This window comes from Collinsella sp. SGI.095 (assembly GCF_050314535.1).
Taxonomy (GTDB): Bacteria; Actinomycetota; Coriobacteriia; order Coriobacteriales; family Coriobacteriaceae; genus Collinsella.
The window spans coordinates 114,337-139,170 of the sequence record NZ_JBNPNG010000003.1; the positions used below are offsets into that span (position 1 = coordinate 114,337).

The following is a 24,834-nucleotide window of genomic DNA, read 5'->3' on the forward strand; positions in this document are numbered from 1 at the left end:
CATGGCACATCGCTCCGTTATTCCGTTTGGCCCGCAGCACCCGGTGCTGCCCGAGCCGCTTCACCTGGACCTGGTGCTCGAGGACGACCGCGTTATCGAGGCAATTCCGCAGATCGGCTTTGTGCACCGCGGACTCGAGAAGCTCACCGAAAAGCGTGACATGCACCAGTTTGGCTACATCGCCGAGCGCATCTGCGGCATTTGCGCCGTGGGTCACAGCTGCGGCTATGCCAGCGCCTGCGAGCGCATGCTCGATATCGAGGTGCCCGGCCGCGTGCAGTATATCCGTACCATTTTGCACGAGCTTTCGCGCATTCACTCGCACCTGCTGTGGCTGGGCCTGCTCGCCGATGCCTTTGGCTTCGAGGCGCTGTTCTATCGTTCGTGGACCCTGCGCGAGCAGATTCTCAAGATCTTTGAGAGCACGTGTGGCGGTCGCGTGATTCTGTCGATTAACGAGATCGGCGGCCTTAAGCACGATATTGAGGACTCCGAGTTGGCGGGCATTGTCCAGACGCTCGACGCCATGCGCCCCGATTACGAGGCCCTGGTGCATACCTTTTTGGACGACGACAGCTGCGGCGAGCGCCTGCATGGCGTGGGCGTGATCAGCAAGAAAGACGCGCTGGACCTGTCGATGGTCGGTCCGTTTGGGCGCGCCTCGGGCGTGGATTACGACGTGCGCATGTTTGGCGACGGTGCCTATGCGGACCTGGCTGCGTTTGAGCCCGTCGTTGCTACCGATGGCGACTGCTATGCCCGCTGCCAGGTGCGTTGCGCCGAGGTCACGCAGGCCATGGACATCATTAAGGAGCTTGTGGGCAAGATTCCGCACGACGGCATCGGCGGGCGCACCAAGCTTACGCCAGCCGACGGCGCACGCGGCGAGGTTGTGATTGAGCAACCGCGCGGCGAGGCGTACTACTATGTGCGCGGTAACGGCACCAAGAATTTGGACCGTTTCCGTGTGCGCACGCCGACGTCGCAAAACCTGGCGGGCCTGACGCATGCACTGCAGGGCGTGCTCATTGCCAACGTGCCCATGATTATCCTGACCATCGACCCCTGCATTAGTTGCACGGAAAGGTAGGCGCGGCATGAGTTTGCTGACATTTGCCAAGACGGCCTTGGGCTCTATGGTCAAGCAACCGGTCACGGTGTGCTATCCGCAGGAGGAGCTGACGGTGCCCGAGCGCCTGCGCGGGCATATCGTCAACGATATGGACGTGTGCATCTGCTGCGGTATGTGCGCGCGTCGCTGCCCGGCGGGCGCGCTTGCGGTCGATCGCAAGGGTGGTACCTGGTCGATCGACCCGTACGCCTGCGTGGTGTGTGGCGAGTGCATCGAGAGCTGCCCCAAGCACTGCCTGACTATGGACACCGCGCGCACTCCAGTCGCGGCGGACAAGACTCCCACGGTAGAAACCAAGCCGGAATAGCGCTGGAATAGAGCTGGAATAGGGGCCGGTGGGGCAAAAATGCCCCGCCGGCCCCGCGCGTGAACGCGCGGCTAAGCCTCTGCGAACAAAAACTATGCCGGATTACGGGGCTGAATTGCGAATCCCCAACCATATCGAAAACCACGAAGATAAAACCGCAGGTAGACAGCTCGCTTTTTTCAAAAATAGAGGGTATGGATGAGGGCCCCGACTTTAGCTCCGTAATCTGGCATAGTTTTGAAATGCCACCATATCAGTAACAGCGCTTGATCTCCCGCGGACGAAGGAAAACGGATCATTTTGGCCTTGCGAGGGCTGCCGCGCGACCCGTCTGCCACGAAATGGGCCCATCTACTACGTTTAAGCCGCTACCCTCAACCATGCCAAAAAGCGCGAAAACGAAACCGCAGGTAGAACGCCTGCGGTTTTTCATGAAACGCGGTTGTGGTCAGGGGCATCGGGTTAAACATAGTAGATAGGCCAGTTTCGTGGCGAGCACCACCAATTGATCCCCCGGGGACGGAGGAAAACGGGTTCTTTTGCCCCGTCCATCTTGAGTCGCACCCGTTTTCCTGCGAAAACGCTCGTGTCTCAACTATGGTGAGACATTTGTCTCACGCTCAAAACCGAATCTGGAACGTGTGTCACCTGCTCAAATTGTGTCTCATTCCGTAACTTGAGGCTGATGCAAGGCCTGAGTCTGCGAGAAGGGAGACGCGATGGGTAAGTACACGAGGGGTCTCTTGGCGGTGATGCTGGCCGTAGTGCTGGTATTGCCGGCTGCGGCATTTGCCATGCTGCCCGAGGCCAACGCCAGGTCCAGCACCGGAATGGATGGACCGACAATGACCGGAAAGGTCGTCGATCCCGATACCAGCGGCCGCTGGGAAATCTGGGCGGCTGGCCATAGCGGCAATAAAGTATCGACCCAACACGTCGGCCGAATCTGGACCGACAAGACGGTCAAGGCAACCGAGAAAAACGAGGAGTCGGATTTTCTGACTACGCTTTCGGCCATGTCCTCGACGTCCAATTCAACCGTGACGGTTACTACGCCGCTCGACATCGTGATGGTGCTGGATGCCTCTGGCTCGATGGATGGTGAGATGGGCGGTGGAGATTTCACCAAGCGTATCGATGCACTGGAGAGCGCTGCCAGCAGCTTCATCGACACCATTGCCAAACAAAACGAGGGTATCGAGGGCGTGGATAGGCAGCATAAGGTTGCAATCGTTAAGTTCGCGGGCAAGAAGTCCGACAATATCGGCAACGGGACGTATCGTGACGGAGAACACACCTACAATTACACGCAGGTAATGAAAGGCCTGACCGATTGCTCCGGCGGCAACGTGAAAGCTCTTAAGGATGGGATTGCCCAGATTACACCCGCTGGTGCAACGCGCGCCGACAATGGCCTGCAGCTGGCAGAGGGCATCACTTCTGGTCGCGCGGACGCTAAAAAGATCGTTGTGTTCTTTACCGACGGCACGCCAACGAGCTACAGCGAGTTTGATTCTTCGGTCGCCAACGCTGCCGTAACGGCCGCCAAGAGCATGAAGGACAGCAAGGCTACCGTTTATACTATCGGCATCTTTGATGGCGCGGACCCCAAAGCCAGCGTCCAAGATTCGAAGACAAGCCAAGAGAACAAGTTCATGCAGGCCGTTTCGAGCAACTACCCCAATGCCACGAAATGGAATACTCACGGAACGCGTGCGGAAAACTCCGACTACTACAAGTCGGCGACCAATGCCGAAGAGCTCAAGAAGGTCTTCGACGACATCTCGCAGGCCATCACATCGGAGGCGCCTTATCCGACCGAAATCCATAAGGGCTACGACGAGACCAAGTCCGGCTACATCACGTTTACCGACGAGCTGGGCGACTTTATGCAGGTTGATGGATTTACCGAAGTCGTCATTAACGGCACGCCGTTTACCAAGGCGAGCAAGACGGTCAATAAAGAAACCAATACCGACACCTACGAGTTCACCGGCAAGGCAAAAGACCTGCTCATTACCGTGCAGCGTGCCGGCGATGACAATCCCCAGAAGGGCGATATCGTAACGGTCAATATTCCTGCGTCGTTGATTCCGCTGAGTCACTTTAAGACCGTAGACGGCAAGCTTTCGGTCGACAACGTTAAGCCCATCCAGGTGAAGTATGCTTCGAGCGTGAAGAGTGTTGCGCTCGACAACCTATTTACGCCTGAGGAGGTCACGGGGCTCAAGGCTTACATCGAAAAGAATACGACCGTTGCCGACGATGGCACCAAGACCGTGAACTTCTACGCGAACAAGTGGGAGACCGGCGCGTTGGGTAATACGGTTGCGACCTTTGAGCCGGCCGACACCAACCGCTACTACTACTTCCAGAAACAGACCCCAATTTACACGGACAAGGACTGCACGCAGCCTGCAAAGAATTCGCTGGCAGATACCGGCACCTATTACTACAAGGATGAGTTTGAGGAGCAGGGCGAAAACGATGAGGCCAAGCCCGCCTCTGCCGTCATCGAGTTTATCGGCGGCGACGCTGCGAAGTTTGACGGCGCTATTGTTGCTGACGAGGACGGCAGCCTTTCGTTTAGCGTGGGAACCGCGCGCCTAGCCTTTATCGACGAGCTCCACACCACCAAGGAGAGTGTGGGCGGCAACAACACTGGTACCGCGACCGACGTTCTTAACCCCAAGTGGAACAACGTGTCCGCCAAGGCGACCGCGACGCATGTCAATTCCTACCTGGGCAACAACGGCAAGATCAGCTTTAACGTGACGCCGACAACGGTGGATACCAAGGCCAGCTTTGGCCTGACCAAGGTGCTCGAGGGCCGCGATTGGACGGATGCGGACGAGTTTAAGTTTGAACTCTCCGCAACGTCCGAGAATGACGCCCCGATGCCTGCACACGCGACCGCGACCGTGACCAATGACGACCTGGACGACAATGGCAAGGCAGCTATCGACTTCGGCGAGATCACCTGCAACAAGCCGGGCGAGTACACCTATGAGGTCCGCGAGGTCAAGGGCGGCGCCGGTGGCATCACCTACAGCGAGAACGTTGCCACGTTCAAGGTGACCGTGGCGGTTGAGGCCACGGGTGGGCTTAAGGCTGACGTTGAAAAGATCTCGGGCGAGACCGAGTTCAAGAACACCTATAGCGCCAAGACGGAAACCCCGCTGACTCTTGAGGCAACCAAGACGCTCACGGGGCGCCCGATGGCCGATGACGAATTTAAGTTTGCGCTGAGCTATGCGGGGCACGACGAGGTTCTGCTGGATGCAACCAACAAGAGTGGCAAGGTTGAGTTCGGGCCGCTGACGTACACGACCGAGTCGCTTGCCAAGCTGGTCGAGGAGGGCAAGGCGTCGGTTGATGCTAGCTCCGACAAGCCCACGTGGACCATTCGCTACATTGCTGCCGAGCAGACCGGAAAGCTGCCTGCGGGCGTGAGCGCCACCGTGTCGGCAATTGACGCATGTGTAACCGTTGTCGACAACGGTGATGGTACCCTGACGGCGACGGCTGTCTACGGCGATGCCGGCAACGAGTTTGTGAACACCTACACTGCCGCGCCTGTCGAGGCATCGCTTGTGGGCAAGAAGAATCTGCAGGTTCCTGATGGCTTGACCCCGGCTGACATTGCCGGCAAGTTCACCTTTGCCGTGACCGGTGAAGAGGGCGCACCCATGCCCGCGAACGCGAGCGTGACCAATGATGCCAAGGGCAAGGTCGACTTTGGCAAGATCACCTTTACGCTCGACGACCTTAACAAGGCTCTGGGCGAGAAGCCCGAGAAGCGCGAGCACACCTTTACCTACACCGTGACCGAGTCCGGTGAGGTCGCTGGCGTGACCAACGACGCCGAGACTTCGCGTACGGTTTCCTTCACCGTGACTGATGACGGCGAGGGTACTCTGAGGGTGTCCCGCAAGCCGGACGGCGATGCGGCATTTACGTTCACCAATACCTATAGCGTGACGCCCGTCGAGACGCGCGTCACCGACCAGATCACCGCGACCAAGGTCCTGGACGGCCGCGGCCTCAAGGCTGGCGAGTTCAGATTCGAGCTCGTCGAGGGCGAGGGCGAGGACGCCAAGGTCGTCGCCACCGGCACCAACAATGCCGAAGGCAAGATCACGATGAACGCCGTGAAGTACGACAAGCCCGGCAAGCATACCTACACACTGCGCGAGGTCAACGGCGGAACCACCAGCAAGGGCGTCACTTACAGCAACGCCAAGTACACCGTTGAGACTACCATCACCGACAACGGCGACGGTACCCTCAAGGCCGAGCATGTCCTGAAGGACGACGTCAAGGCTGCAACTTTCGAGAACGCTTACAGCGTGACCCCGCTCGACACAGAGCTCGACTTTGGCCTGAGCAAGGCCCTCGACGGTCGCGACTGGACGGATGCAGACAAGTTCAGCTTTACCATCACGGCCCCCGAAGGCGCCCCGCTTCCTGATTCCGCAACCGTAACCGTGAGCAAGAAGGACGCGGAGGATGGCATCGCCGCCATCAAGTTCGGCAAGATCCACTACACGGCTGCCGGAACCTACAAGTACGAGATCCGCGAGAACGCGGACAGCGCGGCCGGTATGACGTATGACGCGCATGTCGCAACCGCCGAAGTGACCGTGACCGAGAACGGCGACGGCACCCTGACCGCCAACGTCACCAAGAAGGAAAGCGGCCGCTTCACCAACACGTACCGCTCTGAGCTCGATTACGCCGCGGCCGGCGGTCTCAAGCTCAGCAAGACCCTCTCCGGACGTCCCATGACCGAGGGTCAGTTCACCCTTACCGTGACGCCTGCCGACGAGGCTTCGGCCATCGCGCTCGGCCTGCACGAGGGCGCCAACGTGTACAAGTCCCCTGCAACGGCAGAGGCAACGGTTGGCCTGATCGACATCCTGGCTGGCCATGAGGTCAAGTTTACGCAGGCTGACGCGGGCAAGACCTTTACATACACCGTTGCCGAGAAGAACGATGGCCAGCCCGGTTACACCTACGACGAGGCCGTGCGCACCGTGACGATCGCTATCGCCGACGATGGCGCTGGTACGCTCACCGCTACGACGACCGTTTCCGGCGGACCCGAGGGCACGCATGCGACGGTCTACAAGAGTGGCGAGAACAAGGTCGAGAGCGCCGTGGTCCCGTTCGCCAACAGCTACCACGCATCGACCGATAACCCGGGCGGCGAGCTTGCGCAGATTGTCGCCACCAAGACCCTGACCGGTCGTCCGATGGCCGACGGCGAGTTCTGCTTCGGTATTGCCTATGCAGGTGAGACGGAAGCCATCAACGGCACTACGGCGTGGAACGTTAACGGCCAGGTGAGCTTTGGCACGCTGCATTACACGACTGAGATGCTCGCCGATTTGGTGAGCGCCGGACGCGCCATCCGTACCGACACGGACGCCAAGCTTGCGTGGACTATCAACTACACGGCGTTTGAGTACACGTCCCCGCTCGCAGCAAAGGGTATTACTGCCGCGAAGTCGAGCTTTAGCTTTAAGGTCATCGTCGTCGACAACGGCGACGGCACTCTGACGGCGAAGCCTGACTACGGTGGCGTCGAGCCCGTGTTCGAGAACGTCTACGGCGCCGATGCCGTTGACGCCGCGCTCGCCGGCGCCAAGAAGCTCCAGGCTGCCGAGGGCCTGACCCCGGCCGATATCACGGGTAAGTTCACCTTTACCGTGACCGCCGATGAGGCGGGCGCCCCGATGCCCGAGCGCACGACCGCAACCAACGACGCGGCCGGCAACGTGGACTTTGGCAAGATCCACTTTACGCTCGAGGACCTCAACCGCGCCTTGGGCGTGACGGATGATGCGACCGATAAGGCCGAGGCAGACGAAGCTGACGAAGCCGAGGCCGACGAGGCAGAGGCTGAAGAGGCCGACGTCGACGCTGATGCCAATGCCGACGAGTCCGGCGGCGAGTCCGTGCCCGCAGCCCCCACCGCCCCGCGCTCGCACACCTTTACCTACACGGTGACCGAGTCCGGTAGCGCCCCTGGCGTGACTAACGACGCCAATGCCACGCGTAAGGTTTCCTACACCGTGACTGACGACGGTGCCGGACATCTGAAGGTCGTGCGCGAGGGTGACGACGGCGCTGCCTTCACGTTCACCAACACCTACAGCGTGACGCCTACCGATTCTGTGGTGACCGATCAGGTCAAGACGGTCAAGCGTCTGACCGGACGCGACCTTGCAGCAGGCGAGTTCACGTTTGAGCTGCTCGAGGACGGCGTGGTTGTCGCGACCGGCACCAACGACGCCAATGGCACCGTCGCGCTGAGCCCGATCCGCTACGAGGCGCCTGGCGCGCACACGTACATGCTGCGCGAGGCTTGCCCCAACGCGCTCGGCCTGTACAAGGGCGTCACCTATGACGGCACGACCTACACCGTCGTGACCACCGTCTCCGACAACGGCGACGGCACGCTGACCGCGACGCACAAGCTCGAGGGAACTACTGAGTCGGCTGGCTTTACCAACAAGTATCATGCCATGCCCACGCAGGTCTCCATCGGTGCCATCAAGGTGCTCGAGGGACGCGAGCTCAAGAAGGACGAGTTTAGCTTTAAGCTCTTTGGCGAGGACATTGAGTCTACGGTCACCAACGATGCCGATGGCAAGATCAACTTCGACAAGTTCGAGTACGACGAGCCCGGTACGTACGTCTACACCATCAGCGAGGTCAAGGGCGACGAGGCCGGTATGACCTATGACAAGTCCGTCTTTACCGCGACCGTCAACGTGGCCGATGACGGCGAGGGCAACCTCAAGGCGAATGTCGCCTTTACCAAGGGCGACAAGAGCGTCGAGGGCATCGTGTTCAACAACACGTACAAGAAGCCCGAGACGCCCGTGCCGACGCCCGATCCCGGCACGCCCAAGACCGTGACGAACATCGTCAAGATGGTCAAGGGTTTCCTGCCCACCACGGGTGACCAGCAGACCGCCGCACTGCTCATGGCATTTGTTATCGCCATGGCCGGCGTCGGAGCCCTGGTCTGGGGTATCCGTAAACGCTAGGCACGCTGGCGGCGCCCGGGGCCAAAAGGCCCCGGGCGGCCGGCGGGGAGCCAGAACATAGCCCCACCCCCCCACCCCCAGCCGCCACGGAGGTATCTCCCTCCTCCGTGGCGGCGCTTTTGTGCGTAGGCGAGGAGGGCTCGCCACGAAACCGGCCCATCTACTACGTTTAGTCCCTTACCCCCAACCATGTCAAAAAACGCGAAAACAAAACCGCAGGTAGAACGCCTGCGGTTTTGCTCAAAACGAAGGTGTGGTCAGGGGTATCGAGTTAAACGTAGTAGATGGGCCGATTTCGTGGAGCGGTTCCGGCTGATCCCTTGGGGACGGAGGAAAACGGATCATTTTTGGCTTGAAGCGGCTTGCGGAGACACTTGACGTGGCCGCTCGGACAAAACTAGGCCGGTTTACGGGGGTGAGTCACGAGTCCTCAACCATGCTGATATTCGTGAAAATAAAACCGCAGGTAGACGAGCCGTCATTTTACAGAAAACGCGGGTATGGATGGGGGTCCTGAGTTTGGCCCCGTAAACCGGCATAGTTTTGAAATGGCATTAAACCGGTAGCAGACATTTTGTTATGTCGGGGCGATCGGTCTTCGGGCAACTACCCTCGCAGGTAGGCGATGGCGATTTGGGTGCGGTTGCGAAGGCCCATTTTGGCCAGGATTGAGCTGATGTGGTTTCGCACGGTGCCTTCGCCCATATAGGCGGTGGCGGCAATCTCCTTGTTATCGAGGCCGCGGGCGATGAGCTCGGCGACTTCGAACTCGCGGTCAGTCAGGCTGACAAAGGCCGCGGGCCGGCGGGTTGCGCCGGCCTCGACGCCCGCCCCATCAAAGTTGATATCCTCGATCGCCTTACCCTCGAGCATGCGTTTACCATCTATGACCTGGGCCAACGCCGGCGGGATGGCAGCGACATCGGTTTTGATCAGGTAGCCGCGGGCACCCAGTTTGAGCGCCGACACAATGTACTCGTCATCCGAGAATGTCGTCAGAAACACCACGCGCGCCGCAGGGTCGCGCTCAAGGATCTCGCGGGCCGCCGAAAGCCCGTCGCGCCCCGGCATCTGAATGTCGAGCAGCGCAATATCGGGTGCGTGTTCGGCATAAAGAGCCACTGCGTCGTTGCCGTCGGCGCCGGTACCCACCACCTCGATCTGCGGCTGGGCGCCCAGGATTATCTTGAGCGAATCGACCACCAAGCGGTCGTCGTCGACAACGATGAGCCTCATCGGCCCTCATCTCCTTGCTGTTTGGGAACGGTGGCAAACACACGCCAGCCGCCGGCGCCGGCGCGCGGGCCGGCGGTGAAGGTGCCGCCAAGCGCCTCGACGCGCTCGCGCATGGAGCCGAGCCCCATGCCTCCTGTGACGTTGCGGCCGCTTGCTTGAGCCCCGCCTGCGCCATCGTCGGTAACGATGAGCTGGTAAAACGACGGATGCTCCATGCATCGTACGGTGACAGCATGGGCGCAAGCATGGCGTATGGCGTTGGAAAGCGCCTCGCGCAGGACCGCCGCAAAGCAGCTGGCGACATTTGCGGGCGCATGCTCGGCCAAAACCTCAAGTTCAATCTGCGGCCCGCCATCTGAGCGCGCGCCCTCCACGATGCGCTCGAGCTGTACGGAGAGATTCGCCGCGTTGTCGTTGAGCGCGTGGACGCTCGAGCGCACGAGCTGAAGCGCTTCGTCCACGGTGCGCTTGACGTCAGCGAAGTCGGCGGCGACGCCGGGCTCGTTGGCGTGGACCACGCGTAGGGCCTCGGTTTGCAGCGAGGCGCGCGTGAGCTGGTGTCCCACGTTATCGTGGATCTCGCGTGCGATGCGGGCGCGCTCGGCGAGCGTTGCGAGTTCGACCTCGTAGTCCTGGCGGTCGGCAAGGTCGCGGTTGCGCGCCTCGAGCGCGAGGGCTCGCTCCTGCAGCTCGTCGCGGGTGCGACGCATGCGCTCCTGCTCGCGCTCCAGCTGAGCGGTGCGCAGAGACAGCAAGGTGGCGGCGACTGAAAGGATGGCGGTCAACAGCAGCGCACGGGTGGGAAGCGCGCCGGCGTGGGCATATGCGACGAGTGCGCAGACAAAGATGGCGCCGGCGCCCAGCGCGACCCAGGCGTGCTCACGGCGCACGTATCGCGCGATGTCATAGAGGGCGAGGGGCGCAAACGGCACAAACGACGGCACAAAGACGGTCACCATAATGTAAGCGTAGCTCGCGGCCTCACCGGCGCGGCGGGCACGTTCGCCTTGCGCAATTTCCGTAAGCGAGGCGACTGCGACGCCAAGACAAAACGCCGCGACCAAGCAAGCATCCACAGCAAGGCCCAGAGCGGCCGCGATACAGCACGCCAGCATGATCGATTTGTCGAATAGCCTGTTCATACGGGTATTGTACGCGATGGTGCGCGCGACGATTGCTCAGGTGCCGCAACCGTGACATTCCTCCCGCCCGCCCCCGCCGCACTCGTGACAAAGCTCACTGGTGCGCGCCGCCCGCACCTGCGATGATGCAATCGTACCGGGCCGAAATCAACAGAAGGGCCGCCTCATGACAGACATCGTCCACGTCGAAAACCTCGTCAAGCGCTACGACGATCTTATTGCGCTCGACCACTTTAACCTGAGCATCGCCCCCGGCGAGATCTTTGGCCTGCTGGGCCCCAACGGCTCGGGCAAGACCACGTCCATCAACTGCATCCTGCAGCTGCTCGCCTACGATAAAGGCACCATCGAGTTGTTCGGCGAGCCCATGACGCCCACGCGTTACGACCTCAAGCGCCGCATCGGCGTGGTCCCGCAGCAAGTTGCGGTGTTTGACGAGCTTACCGTCCGCGAGAACATCGACTATTTCTGCAGCCTCTACGTCAACGACCGCAAGCGCCGTCGCGCGCTGGTCGACGAGGCCATCGACTTTGTCGGGCTGGGCGACTTTGCCAAGTTTCGCCCCGGCAAGCTCTCGGGCGGCCTGGCGCGTCGCCTCAACATCGCCTGCGGCATCGCGCACAAGCCCGAGCTCATCTTCTTCGACGAACCCACGGTGGCCGTCGACCCGCAGAGCCGCAATGCCATCCTGGAGGGCATCTGCCGCCTGCGCGACGAAGGCGCCACGGTGGTGTATACCAGCCATTACATGGAGGAAGTCGAGCAGATCTGCAGCCGCATCATGATCATGGACAGCGGGCGCGTGCTGGCGCAGGGCACCAACGACGAGCTCAAGCGCATGATTCAGATGGGCGAGCGCGTGACCGTCGAGGTCGGCGCCGTCGAGCTCGCCACGGTCGAGCGACTGCGCGCCCTCGAGCATGTGCTTTCGGTTGAGCTTTCCGGCGGCGAGCTCATCTGCACCTGCGAAGCGAGCCCGCACAACCTGGTTGACATCCTCGACACGCTGCGCACTGCCGATGTGGCGCTCGGCCGCGTGTGGAGCGAGCCGCCGACCCTCAACGACGTGTTCCTCGAGATCACCGGCCGCAAGCTGCGCGACTAGGGGGCGGCCATGTTCAACACCATTATCATTACGGTCAAGACGCTGTTGCGCCGGCCGAGCACGTGGGTTTGGGGCGCGATCTTTCCCGTCGCGCTTTCCACGATGTTCATGTTTATGTTTGCGAATCTGAGCTCCGACGGCACGGTCGACCCGGTGCCGGTGGCCGTCGTAGCGGATGAGGCCTGGGGCGCCTCGACCTTTAAGGACGTGGCGGCCTCGCTTGCCAAGGCAGGTGACGACCAACTGCTCGAGATCCACGAGTGCGACGACGCAGTCGATGCGAACCGTGCTCTTAAGGCCGGCGAGGTCGCGGGCATCTATACGGTCGATGCTGCGGGCACGCCCAAACTCACATTGCTTTCGAGCTATGACAGCTCACGTGCGTCGTCGGTGCTCACCGACCGCAGCATCCTGGAGACGGTGGCAAGCTCGTATACGCAAAATGCCGAGCTCATGCGCCAGATTGCCCAGGACAACCCGGCGGCGCTCGCCGACCCGGAGGCGGTTGCGCGCGCCCTGTCGCTCGAGGGCGGCACTCGCCGTGTGAGCCTGACGCGTGCCACGCCCGATGGCACGGTCATCTACTACTACGCGCTCTTTGGCCTGGTTGCGATGATGTCTGCCGAGTTTGCCGCCTTGAGCGTCGTCGACCTGCAGCCCAATCTGTCTGGCCTTGGTGCGCGTCGCTGCGTGGGTGGCCTTTCCAAGACGGCGTCGCTGGCCGGCATCTTTGTGGGCTCGTGGTTGGTTTCCTTTGCCTCGATGACGATCGCGATCGGCTACGTGCGCCTGGTCGTGGGCGTCGGCTTTGGCGGGCGCGAGGGGCTCTGCCTGGTGGGTGGCGCTGCCTCCGCGCTTGCCGCGACGGGTCTGGGCCTTTTTGTGGGCACGCTTCCCGTTAAGGGCGGCAAGGCGTCCAAGTCGGGCATCCTCACGGGCTTTGCCACCACGTGTGCCCTGTTCGCCGGGCTTTATGGCGAGCCGGCGATGGCGCTTGCCGACGACGTCGCCCGCGCCTGCCCGGCCGAGAGTTGGCTTAATCCCGTCAAGCTTATCTGCGACATGTTCAACCGCTTGTATTTCTTTGAGGACCTGGGCCCCTTTGCCGTTCGCGCTGGCGCGCTGGCCCTTATGGCGTTGCTGTTCGTTGCCGCCGCCACGCTGATCTTTGGAAGGAGCCGCTATGAGCACCTTTAAGACCGCGCTTCGCATGGCGCTGGCGCACCCGTTCTACCTGCTCATCTATACGGTGTTCATCTCACTCATGGGCGTATTCATCGCGGCATCGGTGAGCTGGAACTCGTCGCAGCTCACCGAGTACGAGCCCTACGACACCAACGTGATCGTGGTCGACCGCGACGACAGCGACCTTTCGCGTGCGCTTACCAAGCACCTGGGCTCGCGCTTTGATCTGGTCACGGGTATCGGCGAGGACACCTACGACCTTGCGGACGCGCTCTCCAAGAGCAACAGCGCCAAGGGCAGCGCCGACTGCGTGTTCTTTATCCCGGAGGGGTTTGAGGACGACCTCGTTGCAGCCGCCCGAGCGGGGGAGTCCCTGCCCAAGCTCGATGTGACCTACGGTGCCGGCACCATGGCGGCGGCGCTTTCGTCTGCCGAGGCCTCGCGCTGGATCTCGCTCGCGGGCGCTGCGGCCGCACTTGATCCTACTGTCTCCGACGGTGACGTCGCCAAGGCCGCCGAGCATGCCGCCGTCAAGCGCGCGGAGGTCGAGATTGAGCAGGTCAAGGTCGACTCGACAGCCGCCGCCACGCTTGAGTCGTACTTCAACTTTGGCACGTACGCGATTATCTCGTCGGTCATCGTATCGGTGGGGCTGGTGTTCTCGGGCATGAACGAGCCCGAGCGCGTGCGCCGCATGGAGGCCAGTCCGGTCTCCGAGCGTCAGCGCTCGCTTGCCGTGTTTGCGGCCGCCGCCGTGCTCGCCGTCTGCATCTGGTTTGTGTCGAGCATGATGGGCGTCGTGGGCTTTGCCGGCGCGGTCGCCGAGGTCGGCGTGGGTCGTGTATGCCTGGCACTGGCGGCAACGTTTGCCCTGGCGTGCACGCCGCTGGCCGTTGGCTTTGCGTTGTCGAGTCTGGGCGCGCGCGAGGAGCTGCTCAACGGTGTGGGCAACCTGCTTGGCATGCTCATGACGTTTTTGGGCGGCGCCTGGATGCCGCTGTCGCTGATGGGCCCGGCCGTGCAGACCGTAGCGCACTTTGTGCCGACGTATTGGGTGAACGACGCAATCGGCAAGGCGCTCTCGTCGGACCTGACGTCCACCGTGCTGGGCGACATCGTCTGCGATCTGGGCGTCACGGTGCTCTTTGCCATGGCCATCGCCGCCGTAGGCCTAGCCCTCACTCACGCCAAATCCCACGCCTAGCCACCTAGTCATTGGGTGCTCATTGGGGACAGACTTAAACGACCAAGGGTGGTCATTGGGGACAGACTTAAACGACTAGTCATCGGGGACAGTCTTTGCCGATTCGCCGGCTCGCCGGCAGGGTTGCCAAGGACTGTCCCCAGCTGCCGGCAGGAAAGGAACGTCCCTAACTGCCGGGTGGCGAGGCACTCATTTAAGTCCGTCCCCAATGAGTGGTTTCAGTCATTTAAGTCTGTCCCCAATAAGTCTGTCCCCAATGACTAGGCGCCGTACTTGACTTTGACCCCGCTTTAACGGGTACCATCCTCTATGCCTGTAACGCCATATAGACCGAGGGGATAGATCTATGACCGCAACTTCACCCGCAGCACCCGCTAAGGTGTACTTCACCAACTTGCGTACGCATGCTCGCGAGAGCCAGCTCGACAAGCTCAAGCGCCTCATCCGCCGCGCCGGTATTGAGCAGATCGACTTTGAGAACAAGTTCGTCGCTATCAAGATTCACTTTGGCGAGCTGGGCAACCTGAGCTTTTTGCGCCCCAACTACGCCCGCGCCGTCGCGGATGTCGTGAAGGAGCTGGGCGGCAAGCCCTTCCTCACCGACTGCAACACGCTCTATGTCGGTAGCCGCAAAAACGCGCTCGAGCACATCGATACCGCCTATCAGAACGGCTTTACCCCGTATGCCACGGGCTGCCAGGTCATCATCGCCGACGGCCTCAAGGGCACCGACGAGGCGCTCGTCCCGGTCGAGGGCGGAGAGTACGTGCGCGAGGCCAAGATCGGCCAGGCGCTCATGGATGCCGATATCGTGATTAGCCTCACCCACTTTAAGGGCCATGAGCAGGCCGGTTTTGGCGGTGCCATGAAGAACCTGGGCATGGGAGGCGGCAGCCGTGCCGGCAAGATGGAGCAGCATGCCGCCGGCAAGCCGAACGTCACGACCGAGCACTGCATTGGCTGCCGTGCCTGTGAAAAGATCTGCGCGCACAACGCTATCTCGTTCGATGACACCCGCGAGCGCGAGCTTGCCAGCGGCGCTACTCGCACGGTGCACGTGGCTGCCATCGACCACGATCGCTGCGTGGGCTGCGGACGCTGCATCGGCGTGTGCAACCAGGACGCCATCAAGCCCGTCTATGACGCCGCGGCCGACGTGCTCAACTGCAAGATCGCCGAGTACACCAAGGCCGTCGTCGACGGCCGCCCGAGCTTCCACATCTCGCTTGCCATGGATATCAGCCCCAACTGTGATTGCCATCCCGAAAACGATACGCCTATCGTCAACGATATCGGCATGTTCGCGAGCTTCGACCCGGTCGCCATCGACCAGGCCTGTGCCGATGCCGTCATGGCGTCCGAGCCGCTGCCCAACACCGAGCTCACCGATAGCGCGGCCAAGATGGAGCATAACCACGAGCATCTGGAGGGCGAGCAGGCGCGTGACCCCTTCTGCATCACGCATCCCGACACCGACTGGCGCGCGTGCATCGCGCACGCCGAGAAGATCGGCCTGGGCACGAGCAAGTACGAGCTTATCGAGGTCAAATAGCGCCTAGCTATTGGACAATATAAGCGCCTTTGTGGCGTAATTCGAGCAAAAGCCGCTCGCGAGCACAGCGCTCACGGGCGGCTTTTCGGAAGTGCGGGGAAAAGTCGAATACCGCCGACCACAAGGCGTTTTTGGCAACAAAACCCAGACGTTGCTTGTTGCCTAAAAATACTCGTCGAGGAAGTTGTTGACTGTGTTCCAGTAGAGCTCGGGGTTAACTTGCGCACTCTTGGCGTGGGCGGCGCCGTGGATAAACAACATGGAAGCCGTCGCGTGTTTGAGTTGCTCCACACTGCTTGCCTTATGAAAGTCGTAGCCTGCGCGCACGTTGCACACCAAGTTTGCTACATCGAGCAAGGGAAAGCTGGGCAGGCGCGAGCACGTTCATGCCGCGGTCATGGAATCGTTTGACGTATCGGGCCATACCGATGGGCTCATTGGTGTATCCGTGTAGGCAGATGGCGTAATTGTGAGTGGTCTCTGGGGCGGCAAAACACCAAGCGGCAAGCTCGGTTCCGTCATCTGCGGTGAGACTGCTGCTCTCGCGACTCTTTTTAAACCACGCCCGCGCCTCGGTTTCCTCGGCATCCGGTTGCTCACCTTTTTTGTCGTCTTTGCCATCCTGCATCATCTTCATGGTGTACGGCGCTTGGGGGTTCAGGGCAAAGTCAAACAAAAAGTTGGCGGCAAATCCGAGCAACGTGACAACGAGCGCCAGCGCAACAACGACGGTCATCTTAAGCTTTCGATGGGGGTGTGCGCTTTGAGACATTTACGGTTCTTCTTAAAGATGTTGATACGTCAACACTTAAAACAAGCGCATTATGGATGTTCGCCGTTGATGCGTCAACAAGAAAAGAATGGGTAAACAAGGGGTCACGTATGGTGCAAATTTCGCACGTACCCAGACGCTTTGATATAGTGTTGAGAACTCTTTACGTTGGAGGATGTAACCGGCATGTCCGATTCGAGCGACAGTTCCAAGCCGCGACCCAAGACCGCGGCCGTTCCACACTACACGGTGGGTGAGGAGATCATGAACTCCGTCACCCATGGTGTCGGTTGCCTGCTGGGCATCGCGGGCCTGGTGCTCCTGATCGTATTTGCCGCTCTTCGCGGCGGAGGCCCGGCTCACATGGCCGCGGCGATTGTCTATGGCGTCAGCATTATCCTCGAATACCTAGCCTCTACGCTCTACCACGCGATTCAGCCCGCACGCGCCAAGCGCGTGTTTCGCATCATCGACCACAGCTGCATCTACCTGCTCATAGCCGGCAGCTATACGCCGTTTTGCCTCATCACGCTCGCAAACGACGGCGGCCCTATGCTGTTCTTTGCCGTATGGGCCATCGCCATTATCGGCATCGCCCTCGAGTGCTTTATGCGCGAGCGTCAACCGCACTGGGTAAGCGGCCTGGTCTACCTGCTGATGGGCTGGCTCGTCGTCTTTAAGCTGCCCGAGCTCGTGTCGCTGCTCAACCCCGTGGCACTTGCCCTGCTCGCTGTCGGCGGCGTGTGCTACACCGTGGGCGTGCCGTTCTACATCGCTAAAAACGCGCGCTACCTGCACAGTGTGTTTCACTTGTGGGTGCTCGCCGGCAGTATCTTCCAGTTCATGGCGGTGATCCTCTTCGTAATCTAGCGATCACGTCTGTGCCTGCGGACCCATCCAAGCGCCGCCGGACGCAACTGCCCTATCCGTTATCTACGCTTACTACCTAACGTCCCGAATCTTGGAGGTTCGAGAAACTCCCGATGGACATAACCATCTCCCTTATCACCACCCTCGTTTTGACCCTCATCAACGGCTACTTCTCTATGTCCGAGATGGCGCTCACCACGGCAAAGCGCGCCGTGCTGGAGCACGAGGCCGAGGAAGGCGACAAACGCGCCGAGCGCGCCGTTAAGCTGGCTGCCGACTCCGACCAGCTGCTCGCCACCATCCAGGTCGCCATCACGCTCGTGGGCTTTGCCTCGTCCGCCGTTGCTTCGACGAGCCTGTCCGACCCGCTCGCCACGTGGCTCATGAGCTTTGGCATCGCGCCGCTCTCTGCTATCGCGCGCGGACTGGCGCCGGTCATCATCACCGTTGCGGTCGCCTTCGTGTCCATCGTGATTGGCGAGCTTGTGCCCAAGCGCATTGGTTTGGCCAATGCCGAAGGCGTGTCCAAGCAGGTGGTGGGGCCGTTGTCGTTTTTCCAAAAGGTCGCTCGTCCGCTCGTGTGGCTGACTGGCGCTTGCTCCGATGGCCTGGCCCGCATCCTGCGCATCAAGAGCGCCGACGATCGCCAAAACGTCTCGGAGGAAGAGATTAAGTACATGGTCTCGGAGCAGGACGACCTGCTCGACGAGGAAAAGCGTATGATCCACGAGATCTTCGACCTGGGCGATACCGTTGCCCGCGAGGTCATGGTGCCGCGCGTGGACACCACCATGTGCGAGGACGACGAGACGGTCGCCGACGTGCTGTCCACTATGCGCCAGACCGGCTTTAGCCGCATCCCCGTCTATCACGAAGATCCCGACAACGTGGCGGGCATCGCGCACATCAAGGACCTGATTCAGCCCTCGCTCGACGGCGAGGGCGACCAGCCCATCGCCGGTTATTTGCGCGACGCCACCTTTGTGCCCGACACCAAGGACATCCTGCCGCTGCTGTCCGAGATGCAGACTTCGCACGACCAGATCGTGGTGGTCGTGGACGAGTACGGCGGCACGGCTGGCATCATTACCATCGAGGACATCGTCGAGGAGATCGTGGGTGAGATCGAGGACGAGTTCGACCCCGACAACAAGTACCTCACGCGTCTTTCGCGCCGTGAGTGGCTCGTCGATGGGCGTTTTTCGTGCGATGATGCGATTGAGCTTGGTTGGCCGCTCGAGGAAAGCGATGATTATGAGACCATCGCCGGCTGGATTTTGGAACTTTGCGACTCGGTGCCCGACATCGGAGAGGTGTTTGAGGTTGCAGGGTACAAGTTCAAGGTGCAGTCGATGCGTGGCCAGCGCATCTCGCTTATTCGCGTGATCGCTCCGGCCGAAACCGATAAGAAGGATTCCGAGTCCTCGGCAGATAAGCCGGCGACGCCGGGCGCGGGCTCTGCGGGCCCGCACGACGGCGACGAGTAGGGCAAGGAAGAGTAGGGGAGAGTTATGGCAGGCCTGTTCAACATCCTTAAGGTCACCGTCAGCGAGGACAAGATCTGCGCGCATGTGCTGGTGAACCCCGGCATGCCGCTCATGACTTCGGAGGACATCGAGGCCACGGCGCGCGTGTACTACCTGGTGCCCGCGATTGCCAAGCACCTGTGCCTAGGCGATTCCGGTCGTGAATTCCAGGACTGCATGGGCCAGACCGAGCTTTGCCATCTGCTTGAGCACGTGACAGTGGAGCTCATGAACGAGACCGGTCTCGCCGGCAGCATTTCGTGCGGCCGTACCCGCGTAAGCGAGCACGATGAGCGTGTCTTTGAGGTTGAGCTTTCATGCCCCGATGACGCGCTGGCCATCGGCGCGCTGTCTTCGGCGACCTTTATGATGGACTGGGCTTATCTGCACGCCGACCAGCCTGCCCCTGACGTGGAGGGCACGGTCGCGGGCCTGCGCAACCTGGTGCTGGGTATGCGCGCCGAGGCCGAGGGCAAGGATCCGCACGAGGCCATCGCCGCCGCAAACGCCGAGGACGGGGCCGAAGGCGAGGCTCCTGCCGATTCCGAACCCGGCGTCGAGGCAGCTGCTGAGGAAGCTGTCGAGTCCGAGCCCGCGGAGCCCCAGGGTGTCCCGAGCTTTGACGATGAGCTGCAGGAGGCAATCGATACCGAGGGCGCGACCGCCGAGAGCCACGAGGCCCCCGCTGCCGTCTACGGTGGCGCGGCGACGGTTCCGGCAGGCCCCGCACAGGAAGGTGCGCTTCCGCTCGTTGATGGCGCCGGCGAGGACCCGGCCGCCACGGTGGCCATGCCTGCCATACCGCAGGAGTAGGCTCACTCGCTTATCACCATCATGTACCTGCGCTTTTACCGTACGCAGATGAGCGCGACGGCAAGTGTTGCGCTGCGGGTATAATGGACAGCATTCAAACGGTGGGCATTGAGGTGCCCGCAGGAGAGGAATGATCATGGGAAAGACTTTCAGCTTTGTTTCCGGTGCGCTCTTTGGCGCTGCCGCCGGCGCTATCATCGGCGTTGCTCTGGCCCCGCGCTCGGGTGCCGAGACCCGTGCCATGGCCGCCGATATCGCCAACGATGCCTGGGACAACATGCGCGACACCTACGAGCACGGTGCCGAGGAGGCTCGTGCCGCGGTCAACGACTTTGGTCCGATGGTCGACGCCAAGACCGACGACCTGCGCGCCAAGGTCGACCTGGCCCGCGAGCGCATGGACCAGCTTCGCGAGCAGCTCAACGACGCCATCTCGGGCGGCAACGTGACGCCCGCTGCCGACGTCGTGGTCGAGAACGTCACTGAGGCCGACACCGAGGCCACGGAGCCCTCGACCGAGGCATAATGCGCGCAGGGGATTTTGTCGGTGTCAAGGTTTATCGTAAGCCTGCCGAAGACAAGCGCACCAAAAAGGACGGCACGCCGCGCAGCCCCAAAAAGCTCGGCAAGATTCATTTTCCGGTCTTTACCCCGGGCGGTACGCGCGTGGTGGGCTTTATGGTTCGCCAGTCCGATATCGCGGGCATGATCGAGCGCCCCGATCGATTTGTGGCGCTCGATGCCATCGGCGTCTATGAGGGTGCTGTTGCGGTCGACGACGTCAAGGGCACCTACGATGCCGCCGCGGCCAAGCGCCTCGATATCAACCTGGACGATTGCATCATCTGGGTTGGCATGGACGTGCGCACGGAATCGGGCGATGTCGTGGGCTACTGCTCGGACGTTGAGTTCAAGCCGCGTTCGGGTATCGTGCAGACGTTCTACGTGACCGCCGGCACTGCCTCGAGTGTGCTGGTGGGCGACACACAGATGCCGCCGACGATGCTGCGCGGCTACGAGAACGGCGCGATGATTGTCTCGGACGAGGTCAAGTCGCTCGGGTATTCGGGTGGCGCGGCCGCCAAGGCTGCCGAGGCCAGTGTCGTGGTGGGCGATAAGGTCAAGAAGGGCGCCAAGGTGCTCGATGACAAGGGATCGGTCGCCGTGGACAAGGGCAGTCGCGCACTGGGCAAGCAGCTCGGCAAGACGCGCGGTATGTTCAAGGCCTTTAAGGACGAATATCAAAAGGCGAGCGGGGGCTCGTCAAAAGCTAGCAAATAGCGACGTACCAAATGACGGGGGGCGAGCCGGAGACATGTTGCTCCGGCTCGCTGTGTTTATGGGGGAGGGCACATGCGCCAAAACGGATCTAACTTAAACGGGCACTCGGGTGCGCGTCCGACGGCGCGACGCGACCTGGGGCAGCTGCCCAGCGGTCAGCGTCGACGTCGCCGTAAACCCGGCGCGATGTACCTCAACCATAGCCGTGGGTTTAGCGATCGCAGCGCGCGCATCGGCAACGGGCGCTCACCGCGCCGACCGTCCCGCCTGCCCTATGCGCTCATCGCTGTCGGCTGTGCGCTCGTGCTGTTTATCGCTGCCGTCGTGGGCTATGTCAATCGCAGCGTGGACATTGTGCTCAATGGGGAGCAGGCTTCGGTGCGCGTGGGCTCCACGTTGCAGAACCTTATCGATGATCAAGGCCTGACCGACACCTACGATGCCGGCGACTTGTTGGCTGTCGACGATAGCGTGCTTACCCGCCGTGGCGGCGAAAAGCTGTCGGTGAAGGTGGACGGCAAACGGGTGAAGCAGGGCAAGTGGAATAGCCGCGAGCTAACGGGCGGCGAGAAAGTGACGGTCAAAGACGGCCGCGACACGTACGAGAAGCACGAGGTCCAGGTCACGACCATTGAGCCCAAGTTGAAGGTCGAGGGCACGGGCGCTATCGAATACGTTAAAACCTGGGGCGTTCGGGGCCGCTCCGAGGTATGGGTCGGCGAGCAGTCGGGCAAGACGCAGGACCGCGGCGAGGTCGTGCCCGCCACCGACTGTGTAGTCGAGTGCGCGAGCGTAGCGCCCAAGGGCAACGAAAAGTACGTGGCCCTGACATTTGACGAGGGTCCGAGCGGCGCGACCAAGCAGGTCTTGCAGGTGCTCAAGGAAAAGGGCGTCACGGCGACGTTCTTCCTTTCGGGCGATGCTGCGGAAGCCTCGCCCGCTACTGCCAAAGCGATTGTCGATGCCGGATGCGAGATCGGCTCCAACAGCTACAGCGATGATTCGCTCAAGGGCAAGGATCGCGAGGCGGTGCGCAAGCAGATCACGAAGGGCACCGAGGCGATTAAGTCGGCGACCGGCGTCGAGACGATGTTGCTGCGTGCTCCCTACGCCGCGTTTGACGAGCAAAACTTGATCGATGCGATGGACCTGGTGTCTGCCGTGGTCTCGTGGAATGTCGATTCGGGCGACTGGCTGCTCAACGGCGCCGACGAACAGGTTTCGACAGTGCTCGAATCGGTGACTCCGGGCAACATTGTTTTGTTCACCGATAGCGACGAGTGCTCCGAACAGACGCTCGAAGCGCTGCCGCAGATCATCGATGGCCTTGTCGCCAAGGGCTACAAGATCGTGACGCTGAGCGATTTGGTTAAGACGGATACGTCGCTGAGCAAAAAACTCACCTCGCTAACGAAGACTTCCATGCCCAAGAACGCCGTGTTTCCCCAGCTCGTCGAAGATAACGACACCACAGACTAGTCACGGGGGACGTTTTTAAACGACTATGTCACGGATGCGTCAGCGTTTGGTATGCCTGCGATGTTTGGAGCATAAATTTGGCGTCACGGCGCGATGCTGATGCTATAGTTACTGCGGATAACAAGGGTCAAGAGAAAGGTTGCAGGTGAAATCCAAACCTCGACCATACAGTCGATGACCCCTTGCAGGTGCTTCTTGCGCATGCACGGGGTGTGAGCGCCGAGCGGTGTGCCGCCCGCGCATGCGTATACATATCTAAAAGTCCACGGATGGCGTGCCGGCATGGCCACGGTCCGAAGGAATAATGATGGGGAGCACCAGTGAATTATCTGAGTGAGATGCTCAAGCTGCCGGTCTTGGACGTCGATGGCGAAAAGCTCGGCGTTGTGAACGATTTTGGCATTGCTACCGGCGAAGTTTTTCCGCACGTGACGTCGCTCGCGTTCCGCGGTCCCGGCAAGACGCCGTTTATGATCAGCTGGCGAAAATGGGTCGACCGTATCGACGAGACGGGCGTATACCTTAAGACGTCGGCTACCGAAATCCGTTTTTCGTACCTGCAGCCGACCGAACTCCTGCTCGCGCGCGACGTGCTCAACAAACAAATCGTCGACACGCAGGGCATGAAGGTTGTGCGCGTAAACGACATCAAGTTTTCCATGTCAGGCGAAAATCAGCTGCGCCTGCTGGGTGCCGAAGTTGGTGCCCGTGGTCTGCTGCGCGCAATCAGCCCCGCTCTTGAACATGTCGTCGAGGGCTTTATGAAGCACCTGGGCAAACCGCTCGGCGAGGACATCATCGCCTGGTCCTACATGGACCTGCTCGATCGCTCGACTAAGAACATCCAGCTGTCGGTGTCGCATAAGACGCTCGGCGAGCTGCATCCTGCCGACATTGCCGACATTATCGAGCAGCTCGATCCTCGCCTGCGCGCGCAGGTGTTCGCGCAGCTCGACACCGCCCAGGCCGCCGAGGCCATCTCGGAGTTCGATGACGACGAGCTCATGACCGAGATGCTCGAGGGCCTGTCCGACACGGATGCGTCGTCGATGCTGGCCATGATGGACCCGGACGACGCCGCCGACCTGATCGACGAGCTCGATTACGAGAAGGCCGAGAAGCTCCTGCGCCTGATGGGCGTTCAGGAGGAGAAGGCGATTCGTAACCTGCTGGGCTATGAGGAAAACACTGCCGGCCGCATTATGACCTCGGAGTTTGTCTCCCTGCCTGCCACGGCGACGGTCGGTGACGCCATCGAGGCGATCCGCAAGCTCGACGAGGATTTCGAAAGCGTCTACTACGTCTATACCGAGGATCCGAGCGGTATGCTGACCGGCGTGCTCTCGCTGCGCACGTTGATCGTGGCCGACCGCGACGCCACGCTGGGCCAGCTGGCCTACCGCGACCTGGTTTATGTGTCGCCCGACGAGGACCAGGAAGACGTAACGGATGAGATGACCAAGTACGACCTGGTCGCCATCCCCGTCTGCGATGAGAACCGCCACATCTTGGGCATTGTGACCTTCGACGACGCCATGGACGTTATCGCCGAGGAGCACCAGGAGGACCTGCAGATCGCAGGCGTCGGCTCGGGCGATAGCGCGTCCGACGACTCGACGAATGTGCTCAGCTGGTTTGTGCATCGCCAGTACTGGGTTGTCGTGTGGGGCATTGCCTCGTGCATCATGGCGGCAGTGCTGGGGACGGCGCTGGGCTCCGCGCATCTGGTGGTGTTCCCCATGTGCGCCATGCCGCTCGTGCTGCTGGCTGCCTCGCGTATGGTGTCGTTCGTCAAGAACTACTTCCTGGAGTACGACGGCCATGACGATGAACCCAAGCCGTATCTGGGATTCTTCTTCCAGAGCACGGGCATGGGCCTGATCCTGTCGCTCGTGACCTACCTGTGCGCTCAGCTGGTGCGCACCACGGCGTTCCCCGACGCGCCCATGCTTGAGGAGCAGCTCTTTACCGGCTGCTTTAACATCGCGGCCATCGTCTGCCTGATTGGCAACATGAGCGCTGTGATTTACCTGATGGTGCTGTTCTGGCGCGACGAGCACGACCTCAATACGTCGGGTACCGCCATGAACGTCATTGCCGTCATGATCTCGTGCGTGGCGTACTGTGCCGCTGCGGTGCTGCTCACCATGTCGGTCATGGGTTAGGTGGTCG

Annotated in this window: 18 protein-coding genes; 15 read left to right on the forward strand and 3 right to left on the reverse strand. The window is 61.2% G+C overall.

The annotated features are described in order from the left end of the window. Window position 1 precedes the first annotated feature (1 nt). The 3 genes from ACQRCA_RS02100 (at window position 2) to ACQRCA_RS02110 (ending at window position 8,497) form a co-directional block, all read left to right on the forward strand. A complete protein-coding gene (locus tag ACQRCA_RS02100) occupies window positions 2-1,090 on the forward strand; it encodes a nickel-dependent hydrogenase large subunit (RefSeq protein WP_427718044.1) in 1,089 nt (362 codons plus the stop codon). A 7-nt stretch (window positions 1,091-1,097) separates the two neighbouring features. Beyond that, a complete protein-coding gene (locus ACQRCA_RS02105) occupies window positions 1,098-1,439 on the forward strand; it encodes a 4Fe-4S dicluster domain-containing protein (RefSeq protein ID WP_427718046.1) in 342 nt (113 codons plus the stop codon). A 719-nt stretch (window positions 1,440-2,158) separates the two neighbouring features. Further along, a complete protein-coding gene (locus ACQRCA_RS02110) occupies window positions 2,159-8,497 on the forward strand; it encodes a Spy0128 family protein (protein WP_427718049.1) in 6,339 nt (2,112 codons plus the stop codon). 606 nt (window positions 8,498-9,103) lie between these two features. On the opposite strand, the gene ACQRCA_RS02115 is transcribed toward ACQRCA_RS02110, so the two are convergent. Both ACQRCA_RS02115 and ACQRCA_RS02120 read right to left on the reverse strand, forming a co-directional pair. Next, window positions 9,104-9,733, reverse strand: coding sequence for a response regulator (locus ACQRCA_RS02115; RefSeq protein ID WP_427718052.1), 630 nt, complete (start codon window positions 9,731-9,733; stop codon window positions 9,104-9,106). After that, complete coding sequence (locus ACQRCA_RS02120; RefSeq protein WP_427718054.1) at window positions 9,730-10,875, reverse strand: sensor histidine kinase; 1,146 nt, start codon at window positions 10,873-10,875, stop codon at window positions 9,730-9,732. Before ACQRCA_RS02120 ends, ACQRCA_RS02115 begins: the two co-directional genes overlap by 4 nt. Window positions 10,876-11,041: 166 nt before the next feature. Here ACQRCA_RS02120 and ACQRCA_RS02125 point away from each other — a divergent pair, with 166 nt between their 5' ends. The 4 genes from ACQRCA_RS02125 to ACQRCA_RS02140 all read left to right on the forward strand — a co-directional run bounded on the left by ACQRCA_RS02125 (window position 11,042) and on the right by ACQRCA_RS02140 (window position 15,921). Then, complete coding sequence (locus ACQRCA_RS02125; RefSeq protein WP_427718056.1) at window positions 11,042-11,980, forward strand: ATP-binding cassette domain-containing protein; 939 nt, start codon at window positions 11,042-11,044, stop codon at window positions 11,978-11,980. Between the two features lie 9 nt (window positions 11,981-11,989). Beyond that, window positions 11,990-13,177: an ABC transporter permease gene (locus ACQRCA_RS02130; RefSeq protein ID WP_427718058.1), complete on the forward strand. Its 1,188-nt coding sequence runs from the start codon at window positions 11,990-11,992 to the stop codon at window positions 13,175-13,177. Continuing rightward, window positions 13,164-14,369: an ABC transporter permease gene (locus ACQRCA_RS02135; protein WP_427718061.1), complete on the forward strand. Its 1,206-nt coding sequence runs from the start codon at window positions 13,164-13,166 to the stop codon at window positions 14,367-14,369. Before ACQRCA_RS02130 ends, ACQRCA_RS02135 begins: the two co-directional genes overlap by 14 nt. 346 nt (window positions 14,370-14,715) lie before the next feature. Next, window positions 14,716-15,921 carry a DUF362 domain-containing protein gene (locus tag ACQRCA_RS02140; protein WP_427718064.1) on the forward strand — a complete coding sequence of 402 codons (1,206 nt, stop codon included), beginning with the start codon at window positions 14,716-14,718 and terminating at the stop codon, window positions 15,919-15,921. 162 nt (window positions 15,922-16,083) lie between these two features. On the opposite strand, the gene ACQRCA_RS02145 is transcribed toward ACQRCA_RS02140, so the two are convergent. Then, window positions 16,084-16,212 carry a hypothetical protein gene (locus ACQRCA_RS02145; RefSeq protein WP_427718066.1) on the reverse strand — a complete coding sequence of 43 codons (129 nt, stop codon included), beginning with the start codon at window positions 16,210-16,212 and terminating at the stop codon, window positions 16,084-16,086. Between the two features lie 178 nt (window positions 16,213-16,390). Between ACQRCA_RS02145 and ACQRCA_RS02150 the strand changes: the two genes are divergently transcribed. From ACQRCA_RS02150 to ACQRCA_RS02185, 8 genes are all read left to right on the forward strand, one after another. Further along, on the forward strand, window positions 16,391-16,789 hold the full coding sequence (locus ACQRCA_RS02150; protein WP_427718069.1) for a hypothetical protein: 399 nt from the start codon (window positions 16,391-16,393) through the stop codon (window positions 16,787-16,789). A 90-nt stretch (window positions 16,790-16,879) separates the two neighbouring features. After that, complete coding sequence (gene trhA / locus ACQRCA_RS02155; RefSeq protein WP_427718071.1) at window positions 16,880-17,563, forward strand: PAQR family membrane homeostasis protein TrhA; 684 nt, start codon at window positions 16,880-16,882, stop codon at window positions 17,561-17,563. A 113-nt stretch (window positions 17,564-17,676) separates the two neighbouring features. Beyond that, window positions 17,677-19,050: a hemolysin family protein gene (locus ACQRCA_RS02160; RefSeq protein WP_427718073.1), complete on the forward strand. Its 1,374-nt coding sequence runs from the start codon at window positions 17,677-17,679 to the stop codon at window positions 19,048-19,050. 24 nt (window positions 19,051-19,074) lie between these two features. Next, window positions 19,075-19,902 (forward strand): cyanophycin synthetase family protein, encoded by an 828-nt coding sequence (locus tag ACQRCA_RS02165; protein ID WP_427718075.1) that lies wholly within the window; start codon window positions 19,075-19,077, stop codon window positions 19,900-19,902. 136 nt (window positions 19,903-20,038) lie between these two features. Continuing rightward, complete coding sequence (locus ACQRCA_RS02170) at window positions 20,039-20,428, forward strand: YtxH domain-containing protein (protein ID WP_154516595.1); 390 nt, start codon at window positions 20,039-20,041, stop codon at window positions 20,426-20,428. Further along, window positions 20,428-21,183 (forward strand): PRC-barrel domain containing protein, encoded by a 756-nt coding sequence (locus ACQRCA_RS02175; RefSeq protein WP_427718078.1) that lies wholly within the window; start codon window positions 20,428-20,430, stop codon window positions 21,181-21,183. Before ACQRCA_RS02170 ends, ACQRCA_RS02175 begins: the two co-directional genes overlap by 1 nt. A 72-nt stretch (window positions 21,184-21,255) precedes the next feature. After that, window positions 21,256-22,662 carry a polysaccharide deacetylase family protein gene (locus tag ACQRCA_RS02180; protein ID WP_427718080.1) on the forward strand — a complete coding sequence of 469 codons (1,407 nt, stop codon included), beginning with the start codon at window positions 21,256-21,258 and terminating at the stop codon, window positions 22,660-22,662. 320 nt (window positions 22,663-22,982) lie between these two features. Next, a complete protein-coding gene (locus ACQRCA_RS02185) occupies window positions 22,983-24,827 on the forward strand; it encodes a magnesium transporter (protein ID WP_427718082.1) in 1,845 nt (614 codons plus the stop codon). Window positions 24,828-24,834 lie beyond the last annotated feature (7 nt).

What these genes read in the sequence shown, in the direction of transcription:
- ACQRCA_RS02100 (WP_427718044.1), top strand. Translation starts at nt 2, where the DNA reads ATGGCACATCGCTCCGTTATTCCGTTTGGCCCGCAGCACCCGGTGCTG.
- ACQRCA_RS02105 (WP_427718046.1), top strand. Translation starts at nt 1,098, where the DNA reads ATGAGTTTGCTGACATTTGCCAAGACGGCCTTGGGCTCTATGGTCAAG.
- ACQRCA_RS02110 (WP_427718049.1), top strand. Translation starts at nt 2,159, where the DNA reads ATGGGTAAGTACACGAGGGGTCTCTTGGCGGTGATGCTGGCCGTAGTG.
- ACQRCA_RS02115 (WP_427718052.1), bottom strand. Translation starts at nt 9,733, where the DNA reads ATGAGGCTCATCGTTGTCGACGACGACCGCTTGGTGGTCGATTCGCTC.
- ACQRCA_RS02120 (WP_427718054.1), bottom strand. Translation starts at nt 10,875, where the DNA reads ATGAACAGGCTATTCGACAAATCGATCATGCTGGCGTGCTGTATCGCG.
- ACQRCA_RS02125 (WP_427718056.1), top strand. Translation starts at nt 11,042, where the DNA reads ATGACAGACATCGTCCACGTCGAAAACCTCGTCAAGCGCTACGACGAT.
- ACQRCA_RS02130 (WP_427718058.1), top strand. Translation starts at nt 11,990, where the DNA reads ATGTTCAACACCATTATCATTACGGTCAAGACGCTGTTGCGCCGGCCG.
- ACQRCA_RS02135 (WP_427718061.1), top strand. Translation starts at nt 13,164, where the DNA reads ATGAGCACCTTTAAGACCGCGCTTCGCATGGCGCTGGCGCACCCGTTC.
- ACQRCA_RS02140 (WP_427718064.1), top strand. Translation starts at nt 14,716, where the DNA reads ATGACCGCAACTTCACCCGCAGCACCCGCTAAGGTGTACTTCACCAAC.
- trhA (WP_427718071.1), top strand. Translation starts at nt 16,880, where the DNA reads ATGTCCGATTCGAGCGACAGTTCCAAGCCGCGACCCAAGACCGCGGCC.
- ACQRCA_RS02160 (WP_427718073.1), top strand. Translation starts at nt 17,677, where the DNA reads ATGGACATAACCATCTCCCTTATCACCACCCTCGTTTTGACCCTCATC.
- ACQRCA_RS02165 (WP_427718075.1), top strand. Translation starts at nt 19,075, where the DNA reads ATGGCAGGCCTGTTCAACATCCTTAAGGTCACCGTCAGCGAGGACAAG.
- ACQRCA_RS02170 (WP_154516595.1), top strand. Translation starts at nt 20,039, where the DNA reads ATGGGAAAGACTTTCAGCTTTGTTTCCGGTGCGCTCTTTGGCGCTGCC.
- ACQRCA_RS02175 (WP_427718078.1), top strand. Translation starts at nt 20,428, where the DNA reads ATGCGCGCAGGGGATTTTGTCGGTGTCAAGGTTTATCGTAAGCCTGCC.
- ACQRCA_RS02180 (WP_427718080.1), top strand. Translation starts at nt 21,256, where the DNA reads ATGCGCCAAAACGGATCTAACTTAAACGGGCACTCGGGTGCGCGTCCG.